Below are 12,684 nucleotides of genomic sequence, written 5' to 3'. Positions count from 1 at the left end.
GCGCAGGGTGGACCGACGGCCCCGCCCTGGGCAGCACAGGAGCCCGCGCAGCCGGTGATGTACGGCCAGAGCTCGCCACAGCAGCCGCATGAGATGACGCAACAGTTCCAAGCGGTGCCGTACCAGGATCCGTTCGCGCCACAGCAGGACATTGCGGGCCTCGGCCACGATCCCTCGGTGCCATCGCTCAACACTCTCGGCGGTTCCTTCGCGCCACTGGACTTCACGCCGTCCGGTGGACAGGAGAACCCCGATCCCACCGCGATCGGTGCGGCCGGGTCGTCGGGCGGCTTCCGTGCGGACAATCGATTCAGCGATTCGGGTGAGTCACCCGCGCAGTCGACGCCCTTCACGGCGGATCGCTGGGCCAGTGACACCCCTGCCTCGGGTATTCCTCAGCAAGCTCAGCAGCCTCCCCTCGGTGGTTCTCGCTACTACACCCCGGTGGGCGGCCAGCAGACCGGCATCGGCGGCCAGATTCGGCCCGAGTTGCCGCCTTCCTCGCGCGACTTGTCCACCTCGGCACTGCTGCGCCCCCATAAACCGGCGCCGTCCGCGGGCTGGCGCAAGACCGTCTACCGGGCGTCGTTCGGGACGATCAACCTCGGCGAGGGCACCAAGAAGACCGAGGAAAACGACCTCGTCGCCCAGGTGAACCAGCCGCTGCAGGGCTGCTACAAGATCGCGCTGCTGAGCCTTAAGGGAGGCGTCGGTAAGACCACCGTCACCGCGACCCTCGGCGCGACCTTCGCCTCTATTCGCGGTGACCGCGTCATCGCCGTCGACGCGAACCCGGACCGCGGCACGCTGAGCCAGAAGGTGCCGCTGGAGACTCCGGCGACGGTGCGTCACCTGCTGCGGGACGCTAATTCCATCCAGCGCTACAGCGATGTCCGCAGTTACACCTCGCAGGGGCCGAGCCGCCTGGAGGTGCTCGCATCCGAAAGCGACCCGGCGGTCTCCGAGGCGTTCAGCGCCGAGGACTACGCACGCACACTGGAGATTCTTGAGCGCTTCTACAGCGTGGTGCTCACGGACTGCGGCACCGGACTCATGCACTCGGCGATGTCTTCGGTGCTGGAACAGGCCGACACTCTCGTGGTTATCAGTTCCGGCTCGGTCGACGGTGCCCGTAGCGCCTCGGCGACCCTGGACTGGCTCGATGCGCATGGGCATCGCGAGCTGGTGCGCCGCTCCGTTGCGGTGATCAACGCGGTGCGTCCGCGTTCGGGCAAGGTCGATATGCAGAAGGTCGTCGATCACTTCTCGCGGCGGTGCCGTGCCGTGCGGTTGGTGCCGTTCGATCCGCACCTGGAAGAGGGCGCCGAGATCAGCCTGGACCGGTTGCGGCCCGCGACGCGTCGTTCGCTCATCGAGCTGGCCGCCGTCGTGGCGCAAGGGTTCACCGGCACACAGCGCCAGCAGCAGACGTTCCAGGGCTAGTCCCTGGAATCCTGCGGCGGCAGGCCGCGCGGCGTCAGTGTTCGGACGGGCCGTCCTTGCTGATGCGCCAAAGGAAGTCCGGGTCGTCGTCGGGGCCGGTCACGCGGGTCTGCGGACGGGCGGGCACCGATTGGCTGATCCGCCATCCGGCGTAGACCAGTGCGCCGAGTACGACCGCGATGAGCACGTAATACACAAGATCCTCCTGAACAACTACCTCCGAATATACGCGCGGCCAAGGTCGGTGTACGGCGCAGCGATAGGGTGGTGACGTGGCTGAACGGTCGCCGGGGAGCCGGCTCGCTATCGATATCGCGGTGTACACCCTGGCGCGGTTGGGGCTCGCGGTCATCCTGACGCTCGTCATCTTCTGGGTGGCCCGGCTCATCGGGTACGAGGACTTCCCACTGGCCATCGCGATCCTATTCGCGCTGATCATCGCGCTGCCGCTGGGCATGGCGGTATTCGCGCCACTGCGTCGCCGGGTGACTGCCAGCATCGCCGTGGTCGACGAGCGGCGCAGGGCCGACCGTGCGGATCTGCAGGCGCGGCTGCGTGGCGAAAAGCCGAAGGACTCCTCCTAAAGACACCGGGCAGCCACTGTGGCGCATTATCCCAACATCCGCGCCGCCACCGCCGTCTGTCGTGCGGCGATGCGGTTGCGCCACTGCTGCTCCGATATTGCGCCATCTGCGTAGAACGGCAAGGTAGCCGGGAGGCGGTCAAAATCCACCACTTCGGCGCGGGGGCCGTCCTCGTCGAGGATGGGGCGGTCCGTCCGCTGCCAGCGGAACTTCAGGAACCCGCGCCGGTGTCCCACGGTCTCGATCCAGTTGGAGACACCGGGGTTCTGGTCGCTGATCACCAGCCGGATCATGCCGTCGGGGTCCACATGCGATTGCCCCGCGTTCAGGGACGTCTGATGATTGGTGTAGTCCAGCGACACGTACCACATGCTGCCCACCTGGAAACCTTGGTAGGGCGCTTCGGATTTCGGCACGGTCACGACGAGAGCCTGGTGAGGTTCGAGTTCGAAGTAGCCCACCGACGAGAACTGGGTGGCCAGCCCTCCCGGAGTGATGCGCGGTGGTTCGAAGACATTGGCGGGGTTGTTCATGTAGAACCACTGGGGAAACTGCAGCCACGTCTTTACCCGGTTCACCAAGTGCAGCCCGGCACCCATGTATCTGCCGGCAATGAAATCCTTGGTGAGCGGCACCGCTCCCGAGCCGATGGTGTCGGCACGGCTGATCACCACCGTCCCCCGTCTTTCGGACCAGTCGTTGTACGCCTCTCGGACGATCAGCTGCGCCGGGCGCGCCGCGATGGGGATGTGTTTGTGGCAGTCCGCGATTGGCGTCGCACCGATGCTCACGCGATAGCTGCCGTCCTCGGCGATTACCAGGTCGCGATCGTCGAAGGCGGTGACGCTGCCCGGCACTTCGGTGTCGGTGTAGTCACTGTCGAGCAACTGGAAGTTGAGGTCGACAGTGCTGCCGCGAGTACCGCTGAGCACGTAGTCATGGCGTCCGTCGACCTGCGTGGCGAAGTACAGAAAGTCCGGATTATCGAGCCCCATTTTGGTGAATGGCCCTGTGCCGCTGAGCAGCATCGGATGCTCTGCACTGAAGTTGAAGACCAGGTGCACAGAGGCGGCGATACTCCCGGCGAGGTAGTCGAGGCCTTCAAGGAGGTCCGATTCCGATTCGATATGAGGCGCGGTGGTGACCAGCCGCTCGGCTTCGGCGATCGCATCGGTGAAAGGTTGTGTCACCACGCCGTCGAAATCATAGGCGCTCACGCACGCCACCACTTTCGCGCTCGATCGAGAAGTGCTCTACGTACCGTTGGTATGCGTCGTCCACTTCTTCTGTCGTCAGTCCGAATTGTTCGAGACTGTATCGGTGCTCACCGTGCTTGTGCTGTCCGTTCGTGCGCAACGACGTCTGCATGGCCGCGACCGCCGCATCAGAGAGCGGGCGCCCGGCAGCGTCATGGATACGCTGCACCGAACTCATCGGATCATTCAGTAGCTCAGGGTAATTGATGTCGACAAACGATTCAGGATGGTTGCCGCGAACGGTGATCGCGCGGTCGATGATCTGCGCGTTCTTGCCGAGCCAGTACCGGGAGAGCCGGTGATGGTCCACGTGGTCGCTGAACAACGCCTGGTAGTGCGCCAGCATGCTTGACGACGAAGCGGTGGTCTGTGCCGGATCCCGGTGTGTCCAGACCACCACCGCATCCGGGTAGACCCGCAGTAGTACGTCTAGATGTTCAAGGTGCGCAGGAGTTTTGAGTACCCATCGGCCCCGGGGTTGCTGCCACTGGAGCACCTGCAGAAGCAGTCGATGCAGCTCGTATGCGGGTTGCATGTTCTGTGCGGCAAGCCAGCTCGCGTACGACGGGACATGGAACATCACCTCCGGCATCTGGCTGTGCAGCGCGAAATCGAGCAGCAGTACATCCTCCTCGGGGGCCTCCGCCTCTACCGAATGGATGGCGAAAAACTGCGGTGCCAGATACCGCAACGACGCCTCGTCCTTGGCGGCCTTGGCTATTCGCAGATGAGCGGCGCCGGTGGGCTCGTCTGGGTGGGGGAGCGGCTGGGCGCCCTCCCATGATCTCATCGATCCTGCTGCCGGGTCGGCAGCGAGCAGCCTGTGCAGCAGGGTGGTTCCGGTCCGCTGCAGGCCGACGATGACTATCGGCGGCTCAACCCGCAGCTCCGCTATCTCGGGATGTTTCCTGATCAGTGCCCGCAAGCGCAGACGCGTGCTGAGCATCCCGACGAGTCGCACTTGCACCATCTTTCGGCCCAGAAAACTGAGCTCCGCCTCGTCGCGCAGCGAAGCCACGAGAACATCCAGTGCGGTGTCGAGATAGTCGTCGGGTATCCACGGCAGTCCGGCGGCGCGGCTTGCCGCGGCCCGCAGGTGCTGCGTGTCCAGCCGCGGGGCCGCCCCGATCCTGGCAAGCGGTCGTCCGGCGTGATTGAGCATGCGGATCGGCCACGGACGTGTGACTCGGAACGCCGGTGTCGTCATTGCCTGGTCCAATTATCCTATTGCGCAACGCTTTGCGAGAACCGGAGGTTGTCATCCTGGACCGGTTGCGCGCGCGCCATCCACATGTCCCGGTAGTAGTTCATGCTCAGCCGCCAGGGCGGCCGCGAGCCCTGGCGTGGCAGGTCGGACAGCACACGTTCCACATAACCCGGGCGATATCCCGTGAACGGCTCCAGGGACACCGAATCGTCGTCGAGATGCGGTGTCACCGAGGAAATCCGGTGGGAGTGGAGATAGTCGAGCAGCCTGCTGACATACCGTGACACGATGTCCGCCTTGAGCGTGTAGCTCGCGGCCTGATATCCGACGGTGAAGGCGAAATTCGGTACACCGTCGAGCATCATCCCCTTGTAGCAGACCGTGCTGCTGAAGTCGATGGGCTCGTTGTCGCGGTAGAACTCGATACCGCCGAACAGCCGCATATGGAATCCGGTGGCCGCCACCACGACATCAGCAGACACCTGCTCGCCGGAGGTGAGGACGAGTCCGGTCTTGGTGAACCTTTCGATCTCCCCGGTCACCATGCTGAGGTCCCCGCGTCCGATCGATTCGAACAGGTTGCCGTCGAGGATCAGGCACAACCGGTTGTCCCAGATCTTGTAACGCGGCCGGAAATGGGTATCGCTGTCATAGCCTGGCGGGAGTTCGCGTTTCGCGCGATCGATGATGGCCTCGCCCATGCGTTCTGGAACCCGGCGGGCGAGATAGAGGGAGAGTGTCATCAGGGAGATGTTCTTGGCGCGGATGATCTGTAACGCCAGACTGTCGGGGAGGCAGCGCAAGAGCAGGTTGGCGAAGCGATCACGCTGCGGGCGGCTCACGACGTAGCTCGGGGAGCGTTGCACCACGCTGACATGTCGGGCTTCCTCGGCCAGTCGCGGTGCGAGGGTCATCGCGGTCGCACCGCTGCCGATGAGGGCGACCCTTTTGTCTTTGAGGGCGAGATCTTCGGGCCACTCCTGGGGATGCACCACAGGGCCGTGGAAGTCTTCGATGCCGGGAAACTCCGGCAGGTATCCGCCGTCGTAGCGGTAATAGCCGGTGCACACCATCAGAAACGAACAAGTCATGGTTCGTGGACCGTCTGGAGTGTCGACTGCCAGCGTCCACTTGGCGGTCTCCGACGACCATCGGGCCTCGCGTACGCCGTGATTGAATCGGATGAGCGGCTCGAGATTCTCCTTGGCGACTACGTCTTTCAGATACCGCAGGATGGTGCCACCGTCCACGATCGCCTCCCGCCCGGTCCACGGCGCGAAGGAGAAGCTGAGTGTGTACATGTCCGAGTCGCAGCGCACGCCGGGGTAACGGAACAGGCTCCACGTGCCACCTATCTCCGAACGGCTCTCCAGCACTGCGACGTTCAATGATGGGCAATGGTTGGCGAAATGCCATGCCGCACTGATTCCGGCGATACCGGCACCCACGACGAGGACGTCGACAGCTTGCTCGTGTTCGAAGCTCACTTGGGTCTCCCTGCCTGATTCGAGATGATTATGGACGTATATTCCTGAACTATGCGGCGAACCGGCAATAGATCGCTGATCCTGACGGGTGCCACCTCCGGGCTTGGGTCAGCACTTGCGCAGCTCCTCTCTGTCTCCGGCTCGTATCGGCTGGTTATGTTGTGCCGCAATGAAAGACGCCGAGCCGAGTTGATCGGTCGTTTCGGGGCGGATGACGTGCACTACGTGGTGTGCGATCTGGCGGTGCTGGAGAGTGTTCGGGAGGCCGCGGCTGAGCTCAACAATGCGGTGCGCGCCGGAGACCTCGGGCCGATCGGTTCGGTGGTGCTCAACGCCGGGATTCATCCGGGACGTCGGCCGGGATCTGCATACGGTGGTCTCGACAGCACCATGGTCACCAATCTGATAGCGCCGCATCTGCTCCTGGCGTTGTTGTCGCCATCCCTGGACGCCGAGGCGCGAGTTGTGTTTGTGGGTTCCGGCGCTCACGATCGTCGGCGCTGGTGGACCGGGCTCCCCGAGCCCTCCGGCCTTCCGCTGGCCCAGGCATGTCTGCCCGGTGCGCTTGGCGGGCCGCAGGCGTATGTGACCAGTAAGAGGGGAACGGTGGAACTGTGCCGCGCCTACTCCGAGCGAGTCCCGGACGACTACGCGGTGCTCTCCTACGATCCGGGGATCATGCCGACCACCGGCATCACCAGGAATATGAATGGCTTGTCCCGCTGGCTGTTCCGCTCGATACTCACCAGATTCGAGAATTCGGAGGGCTTCAGCACGCCCGAGCGTTCTGCCGGTTGGTTGCATGAATTCCTGACGCGCGGTGACACCGCGCCCGGTCTCGCTTACGCGAAGATTGACCGCTATCTGCCATGGCCCACCGCGAGTTCGACAGAGGCCGCACGGGTGCTGTATCACGAGACCAATGAAATCGCCGGCATCACTGCCGGTTTGGTGGCCCCATGGTGGTTTGAGGCCGGCTGCCCGCCATCGGACTGAGCCGCTCACGTGGCCCGGCCCATCCTGGCGCCCCGAGCCGGGGTCGAGCCGGGTACCAGCCGCTGGAGCTGTCTTTTCACCATGAAGGTGGTGAGACCCGCGAGACAGCGCACCAGCGTCGCGTACACCGTGAGCGGAGTGACGCCGTCGAATCCGCGTTCCAGCCGCTCGACGGCCTCCGCCATCGTCCCTGAAGGAGGGAATAGTGGGGGGAAGAAGCGGCCGCGTCCCAGGATCACCTTGCAGCGCCGCAGAATCAGGTCTTCCATGGCCTGGCCCAGTAATTCCCCCATCAGGCCGTTCTCCTGGAACGGGAAGTACCGCGGATCTACGATGAGGCGTAGATGCGTGCCGTAGCCCTCCACCGACTGGTACAGCGGCGACCTGGCTGCCAGACGGCGTAGGCCCTCGACGAGGGTGGCGCGTTCGGCTCGGCGCTGGGTGTGCAACTCCGGGGTGTCGACACTGCGCAGAGCGTGCCAGGCAATGTGCGCACCGAGGTTGTTTCGGTACCGGCCCTGTAGATCGGATACGGCACGGGCATTTGTTTCGCGCGCAGCGTCGACCACTGTCGACGTCGCCAGCGCAGCCGCCATGGGAAACATCATGTCCGACAGGGGTTTGGCAATGGTGACGATGTCCACGACGCCGGGCATCCAGGTTTGTTGAAGCAAGAATGTCTCGGCGCTGCGCCACACGCCGGTGAGCACCTCGTCGATACCGACGAGAAAGCCGCGACGTTGCCTGGCATCGGTAATTATGTGCAGCAACTCGGGAGGTATCGCACGGCAGGACATCCCTTGGATCAGTTCACACCACACCAGACCCACATCCGGATGCTCCAGGGCCTGGGTGAGTTCCTGGGCCGCCTGGGCGCCGAAGGGATCGATGAACACCACGTCCGGGTAGTACGGTTCGAACGCGCCGTCGATGCTGGCAGAACGCTGCGGTCCGTAGCGACTGACATTGAGGGTAGAGATGGTCTTGCCGGAGAAGTTGCCCCGGAAAGTGACGATGCGCGGTTTGTCGGGACGTGCGAGCCGTGCCAGAGACAGGGCGGCTTCCACGCTCGTGGCCCCGCTGACCGCTGGCAGTACCTCGTCGAAACCGCTTACCGCACACAATAACTCGGACAACAGTGTGGTGTAGTCCGCGCGCTCATCGTGGTCCGCGAGTAGCTGTGTGAGATCCGGGGGATTATGCCCGCGTAGGTTGGCGCCGTTACCCAGTGCGCAGTCAAGCAGTGTTGTTCCGTCCCGCAATAGGATCCGCGCGCCATCGGCTTCCGATAAGTCGAAATCGAGACCGAAGGCCTCCATCAGATTGGCTGCGGATGGATTCGAGAACTGGCGGAAATGGTCGTTACGTACCCGCCGTGATGTATGGATGTCGGCGAGAACCGTTTCCTGCAGATCGCTGACATACCCATGGCGGCGCAGAGTTTCGATCACGAGGGTCAAGGCAGTGGCGTTCGCGGCGAACGTCGATGTCTGCGCCATGGCGTCAAGTGGGTTGTTCCAGACGCGATACGCTTGTTGCGACATCGAATAGGAGCCGAACGGGGCCTGGAAATCGGTGAGGTTCTCGCCGAAGACGAAGACGTCACCGTCGGCGGGTCTGCTGGCCTCGGCGACACCCAGGGGACGGCTCTCCGCTACTACCCGGATCATGTTGTGGTGCTGCGCTGTCGACAGTAGATCGGCGGTCTCGCCATCGGGATCGAGGACCACCAGCCCTGACCATGCCCGTTTTGGAAGCTCCGCCAGCGCCTCTGCGGGGGAGGACACGAATCTCACGTGGCGTGTCATCCCCTCGCCCGCGCCTTCACCGAGGGGATCGAAGTACCGCCGCAGCCTTTCGTCGCGGTCCGCAACCAGAATCCAGCTCTCGCTGTGTCGATCGCCGGTCACCTTGCTGGTGTGGCGGATCAATCGAATGGCCCCCGACAATGCCTCTTCCAGCGAGTTCCCGAAATAGGTGACGTAATCCGTTCCAGTAGAGAGCAATTCACTGATGAGATATCCGGCCTGGGCGCTCTCTGCTGTGATCGCCAGCCCCGCGACGAGAATGTTGGGGCGTTTGGATCTGTTGAGTTCGATCAGTGTGCCGATTGTGTCCTGGGTCGCGGCGCGGTACCTATCGGCATTCAGCGCGGTCTCTGCCTCACCCTGGCCGCTCATTTGGACATGGCCTCGGCGGTATCCAGGGCCTCCGACAATTCGGAGAGCGCTTCTTTGTACCCTGCGGCGATGTCGGCGAGCGCAGGGATTATCTCGGGGCACGCGATCAGGCCCACGTTGAGCCGGTCGTCGTGAGAGGCAACCGTGACGAACAGCGCACCGCCGTCGAAGGGTGCCCCGAAGGGATAGAAACCGGACACTTTCGCTCCGGCGAAATACAGATCTGTGTGGCGCCCACCAATATTCGACAGCACGAGGTTCTGCATCACCTTGTGCCGATCAGCCATCCGCAGGCGAGAATAGGCGCGGAACAACAGACCCCAGTACCGTGCGCTGAAGTCGAACCAGTCGTGGATCCGTCCGGGGCCCAGTGCCTCGGCATGCACCTTGGCCGCGTCGGTGATGGAGGCGATCTCTCGCGCTCGCTGCACAGGGTCGTCGGTGCGGGTCTGCAGGCTGGTCAGCAGACCAGTGGTGCGGTTTCGGCCGTGCTGGCCGGGCTTATCGTGAACCGAGACCGGGACGAAGGCGCGCAGTGGTAGGTCCGGGAGTTCATCGCGTTCGATGAGGTACTTGCGTATCACGGTCGCGGTCAGCGCGAGCATGACGTCGTTCAGCTTCACGTCCAGCCTTCTTTTCACCCGCAGCACGTCGGCGATCGGAAGGCTTATCCATGCCAGGTTGCGATTGGAGGTCAGCGTGGTGTTGAACGAAGTGCGTGGCGCCGACATGGGCTCGGGGACTCCGGGCGGAAGCTCCGGGGTATCCCCCTGGCGGCGTGACCTGATGTTCTCGGCAAGCATCTTGGCCATCTTGACCGGCTTACCGGCCAGGGTGCGTAAGCCACCTAACATGAGGGCGAGAGGCTCGATCGGCCCGGCATCGCGGACTACCGCCAACTCGGTGGCTTCATTGCCGCACAGCTGGCCCAGCTGCGAGTTGCCTCGAACGCCGTCGAGACTCGCGTTGTGGCGCTTGATCAGAATCGCCACGTTCCCATTGCTCATGCCCTCCAGCACCCAGATTTCCCACAACGGGTACCGCTGATCGAGGGGGAGTGAGGCGATTTCGGAGCAGCGCTGGGCGAGCTGCGCGTCGGTGCCGGGCGACGGGAGCACGACACGGTGCACATGGCGATCCAGGTCGAACGAGCTGTCGGCAACCCAAAAGGGATGGCCGAGGTTGTACCAGGGGTCGTGGGCTCTCTCGGTATAGGTGGGAATCTCGGCGACTCGCGAACTCAGCCAGTCCCGCACCGCTCCAAAGCTGTAACCGTCCGCCATGGTTGATGTGTCGAGGATGACGACACCGTAACCCTGGTGGTAGTGCGTGGGTGTCTCAAGGTAGAGGAAGCTTGCATCGTATCCGGTGAGCTGTTCCATCTCGGTTCTTCCTATCGGTCGGGAGCGGAATTCGCTTCGGTCACAACGTTCTCGGGATTTGTGATCGCTGGTTTCAGATCAGGGTCATCGATCAGATTCAGCTTGCCGCGCCATCGTCGAGCGCTATCGTCATGGCATTGTTCGGGTACCTGGACCGGGGAGGTTGACATCGACACATCGGCGGAGGCATGGCAGGAGCGGGGCGGGCTTGTGGGGGTGATCCGCAAGGCGGTGCTGTCAGTGGGGCACCACAATCTGGCGGCGCCGATCCGGCGGTCTTCAGTCATCGCGGACCGGGTGCTGTACCGGCTCGCGGGTGGCCGGTGGACCATCACCGCCGTCTCGCGGATTCCGTCGTTGACCTTGTTGGTCACCAATGGCCGCGGAGAGGAAGTGGTTGTGCCCCTGCAGTACTTGATGATCGACGGAGCGGTGTATGTGGTTGGTACCAACTGGTCACGGCCGAAACATCCACTCTGGTCGTCCTGGCTGATGAAACGGCCCGCATGCCGAGTGAACATCGGTGGTAGCGAGCGGGCCTGCATGGCCGAACCTTTACAAGGGGCCGACCGCGACGTGATCTGGGCCCGCATCTTGCAGCTGTCTCCGTACCACGCCGACGTCGAGCGCAAGTCGCAACGCCAGCCTCGTGTCTTCAGATTGGACGACCGCATCGTCAGCGTGAACTAACCACGCGGACAGCGAACTTCGGGGACGGCGAGCTCGACGATACCCGGTTGGAGAGCCGGTAAGACGGAGAACTGGGTTCCAAAGCGCGGCGGTGGATGATGCGCGCAAGCATCAGCTGCATCAACGATTCGGCCAGCCCCTTGCCCACGCACATGTGCGGCCCGCGTCCGAAGGGGGAATAGGCACCGGGTGTGCGGTTAGGTCCCACCGAGTCGCCATAGCGGTCGACGTCGAATCTCATCGGGTCGGGGTAGAACTCACTGAGGAAGTGCGGGACGGTGGTGCCGACAAACACCCCTTCCCCGCGTCTGATGCGGTGCCCGTGGAACTCGAAATCCTGTGCTGCCACGCGAATGATGAAGGAGGCTATGGGGTGTAGCCGCATCGCCTCCATCACGGCACCGTGCAGTACTGGGGTCGCGTGGAACAAGCCGTCATGGGTGATGTCGCCTGCGGCAAACATGGCGTCCACTTCGCGCTGGATCCTGGCCAAGACCGTCGGGTGTTTGAGGATCAGGTAGAGCGCGTATGTTGCTGTTGCCGAGGTTGTTTCAACTCCCGCGAAGTAGGGCAAGACCGAGTGGAACAGCATATTGCGCTGGTTGGTTGCGTCGGGATCGTCGGCGCAGGATTCGAGGATGTCGTCCAGTAGGGCGGACCTGGACGGTCCTTCGCCCGCTTGAGTGCCTCGCGCCAGGGCTATGGCCGACTGTGCCACGCTGACCATGCGTGACCGTGCGTTGACGTAGCGCGGCAGGCGCAGCATGAACTTCGGAATATGTTGTACTGGCGCGATCTTCAGGATATCGCGGGTTACGAGCGCGATATCTTCGATGTCGTTGTCGGTCGGCCGGACGCCGCCTACGAACGTGCCGACCTGTGCGATGGATAACTTCTGCATTGCCGGCAGGACCGGTACCGACTGCCCCGGCTTCCAATGCTTGTCGACGGCATCGTCGATCACGTCTACGGCCTCCGCGTATCGGCCTGCGATGGCCTCGCGTGAATAACCGCGCTGCAGCAGCGTGCGCCACTGTTTGTGCTGGGGTCCGTCCACGGCGACCAATGAGTCTCTGCCGCCGAACTGCTCCTCGACGAAACGCCATGAGCTGCCGACCGTCAGGCACTCGCGCCCTTCCTTACTGCTCATGAAGGTGGCGGCGTCGGCTCCGGCTAGCGCCGTGTACGTCTGATAGGGCGTCTTGACCGTGAAGACCGGGCCATGTCGCAGATATTTCTCGAACAGGTAGAAGGTGGGATCCAACATCAACCCAACGGTGTCTCCCAACCTGGGCAGCCTGGACAACATCCGGGCCACGCGCAGGCCCGGAGGACTGACGTAGGTCGTGGCCGACTCGGCGCACGGAACGCTGGCCGCTTGTGTCAATTTCCACCCCCAAGGTGTTTGACCGGATGAGCGATCAAAGGCCTGTTTCTCGAACAAGTTCTCACACTAGAA

Annotated in this window: 11 protein-coding genes; 4 read left to right on the top strand and 7 right to left on the bottom strand. The window is 63.3% G+C overall.

Annotated features, from left to right (window positions below; translation table 11 throughout):
* Nucleotides 1-57 precede the first annotated feature (57 nt).
* The gene (locus RHO23_RS16590) at nt 58-1,443 is read left to right on the top strand and encodes a MinD/ParA family ATP-binding protein (RefSeq protein WP_057964934.1); all 1,386 of its coding nucleotides are present in this window, start codon (nt 58-60) and stop codon (nt 1,441-1,443) included.
* A gap of 34 nt (nt 1,444-1,477) precedes the next feature.
* Here the strand turns inward: RHO23_RS16590 and RHO23_RS16585 are convergent, their stop codons facing one another.
* On the bottom strand, nt 1,478-1,639 hold the full coding sequence (locus tag RHO23_RS16585) for a hypothetical protein (RefSeq protein ID WP_109394862.1): 162 nt from the start codon (nt 1,637-1,639) through the stop codon (nt 1,478-1,480).
* Nucleotides 1,640-1,715: 76 nt separating this feature from the next.
* On the opposite strand from RHO23_RS16585, the gene RHO23_RS16580 reads away from it, so the two are divergent.
* A complete protein-coding gene (locus RHO23_RS16580; RefSeq protein WP_030096528.1) occupies nt 1,716-2,027 on the top strand; it encodes a DUF4229 domain-containing protein in 312 nt (103 codons plus the stop codon).
* A 26-nt stretch (nt 2,028-2,053) separates the two neighbouring features.
* Here RHO23_RS16580 and RHO23_RS16575 read toward each other — a convergent pair whose 3' ends face one another.
* From RHO23_RS16575 to RHO23_RS16565, 3 genes are read right to left on the bottom strand one after another with little or no spacing between them, the layout of a single operon-like run.
* A complete protein-coding gene (locus tag RHO23_RS16575; RefSeq protein WP_070921384.1) occupies nt 2,054-3,220 on the bottom strand; it encodes a hypothetical protein in 1,167 nt (388 codons plus the stop codon).
* Nucleotides 3,221-3,230: 10 nt separating this feature from the next.
* On the bottom strand, nt 3,231-4,490 hold the full coding sequence (locus RHO23_RS16570) for a sulfotransferase family protein (RefSeq protein ID WP_070923009.1): 1,260 nt from the start codon (nt 4,488-4,490) through the stop codon (nt 3,231-3,233).
* 17 nt (nt 4,491-4,507) lie between these two features.
* Nucleotides 4,508-5,977 carry a flavin-containing monooxygenase gene (locus RHO23_RS16565; RefSeq protein ID WP_064409586.1) on the bottom strand — a complete coding sequence of 490 codons (1,470 nt, stop codon included), beginning with the start codon at nt 5,975-5,977 and terminating at the stop codon, nt 4,508-4,510.
* 51 nt (nt 5,978-6,028) lie between these two features.
* Between RHO23_RS16565 and RHO23_RS16560 the strand changes: the two genes are divergently transcribed.
* The gene (locus RHO23_RS16560; RefSeq protein ID WP_423488055.1) at nt 6,029-6,973 is read left to right on the top strand and encodes an SDR family NAD(P)-dependent oxidoreductase; all 945 of its coding nucleotides are present in this window, start codon (nt 6,029-6,031) and stop codon (nt 6,971-6,973) included.
* A gap of 5 nt (nt 6,974-6,978) precedes the next feature.
* On the opposite strand, the gene RHO23_RS16555 is transcribed toward RHO23_RS16560, so the two are convergent.
* On the bottom strand, nt 6,979-9,153 hold the full coding sequence (locus tag RHO23_RS16555; protein WP_423488054.1) for an aminotransferase class III-fold pyridoxal phosphate-dependent enzyme: 2,175 nt from the start codon (nt 9,151-9,153) through the stop codon (nt 6,979-6,981).
* The gene (locus tag RHO23_RS16550) at nt 9,150-10,535 is read right to left on the bottom strand and encodes a wax ester/triacylglycerol synthase family O-acyltransferase (protein ID WP_070915510.1); all 1,386 of its coding nucleotides are present in this window, start codon (nt 10,533-10,535) and stop codon (nt 9,150-9,152) included. Before RHO23_RS16550 ends, RHO23_RS16555 begins: the two co-directional genes overlap by 4 nt.
* Before the next feature lie 216 nt (nt 10,536-10,751).
* On the opposite strand from RHO23_RS16550, the gene RHO23_RS16545 reads away from it, so the two are divergent.
* Nucleotides 10,752-11,225 (top strand): nitroreductase family deazaflavin-dependent oxidoreductase, encoded by a 474-nt coding sequence (locus RHO23_RS16545; RefSeq protein WP_070942080.1) that lies wholly within the window; start codon nt 10,752-10,754, stop codon nt 11,223-11,225.
* Here RHO23_RS16545 and RHO23_RS16540 read toward each other — a convergent pair.
* Complete coding sequence (locus RHO23_RS16540; protein ID WP_423489244.1) at nt 11,212-12,543, bottom strand: cytochrome P450; 1,332 nt, start codon at nt 12,541-12,543, stop codon at nt 11,212-11,214. The two genes, RHO23_RS16545 and RHO23_RS16540, sit on opposite strands and share 14 nt — an antisense overlap.
* Nucleotides 12,544-12,684 lie beyond the last annotated feature (141 nt).

Origin of the sequence: Mycobacteroides sp. PCS013, assembly GCF_049532645.1 — a bacterium.
GTDB lineage: Bacteria > Actinomycetota > Actinomycetes > Mycobacteriales > Mycobacteriaceae > Mycobacterium > Mycobacterium gwanakae.
The sequence above is the reverse complement of the archived record's forward strand: the minus strand, read 5'-3'. Positions and strand labels throughout refer to the sequence as shown.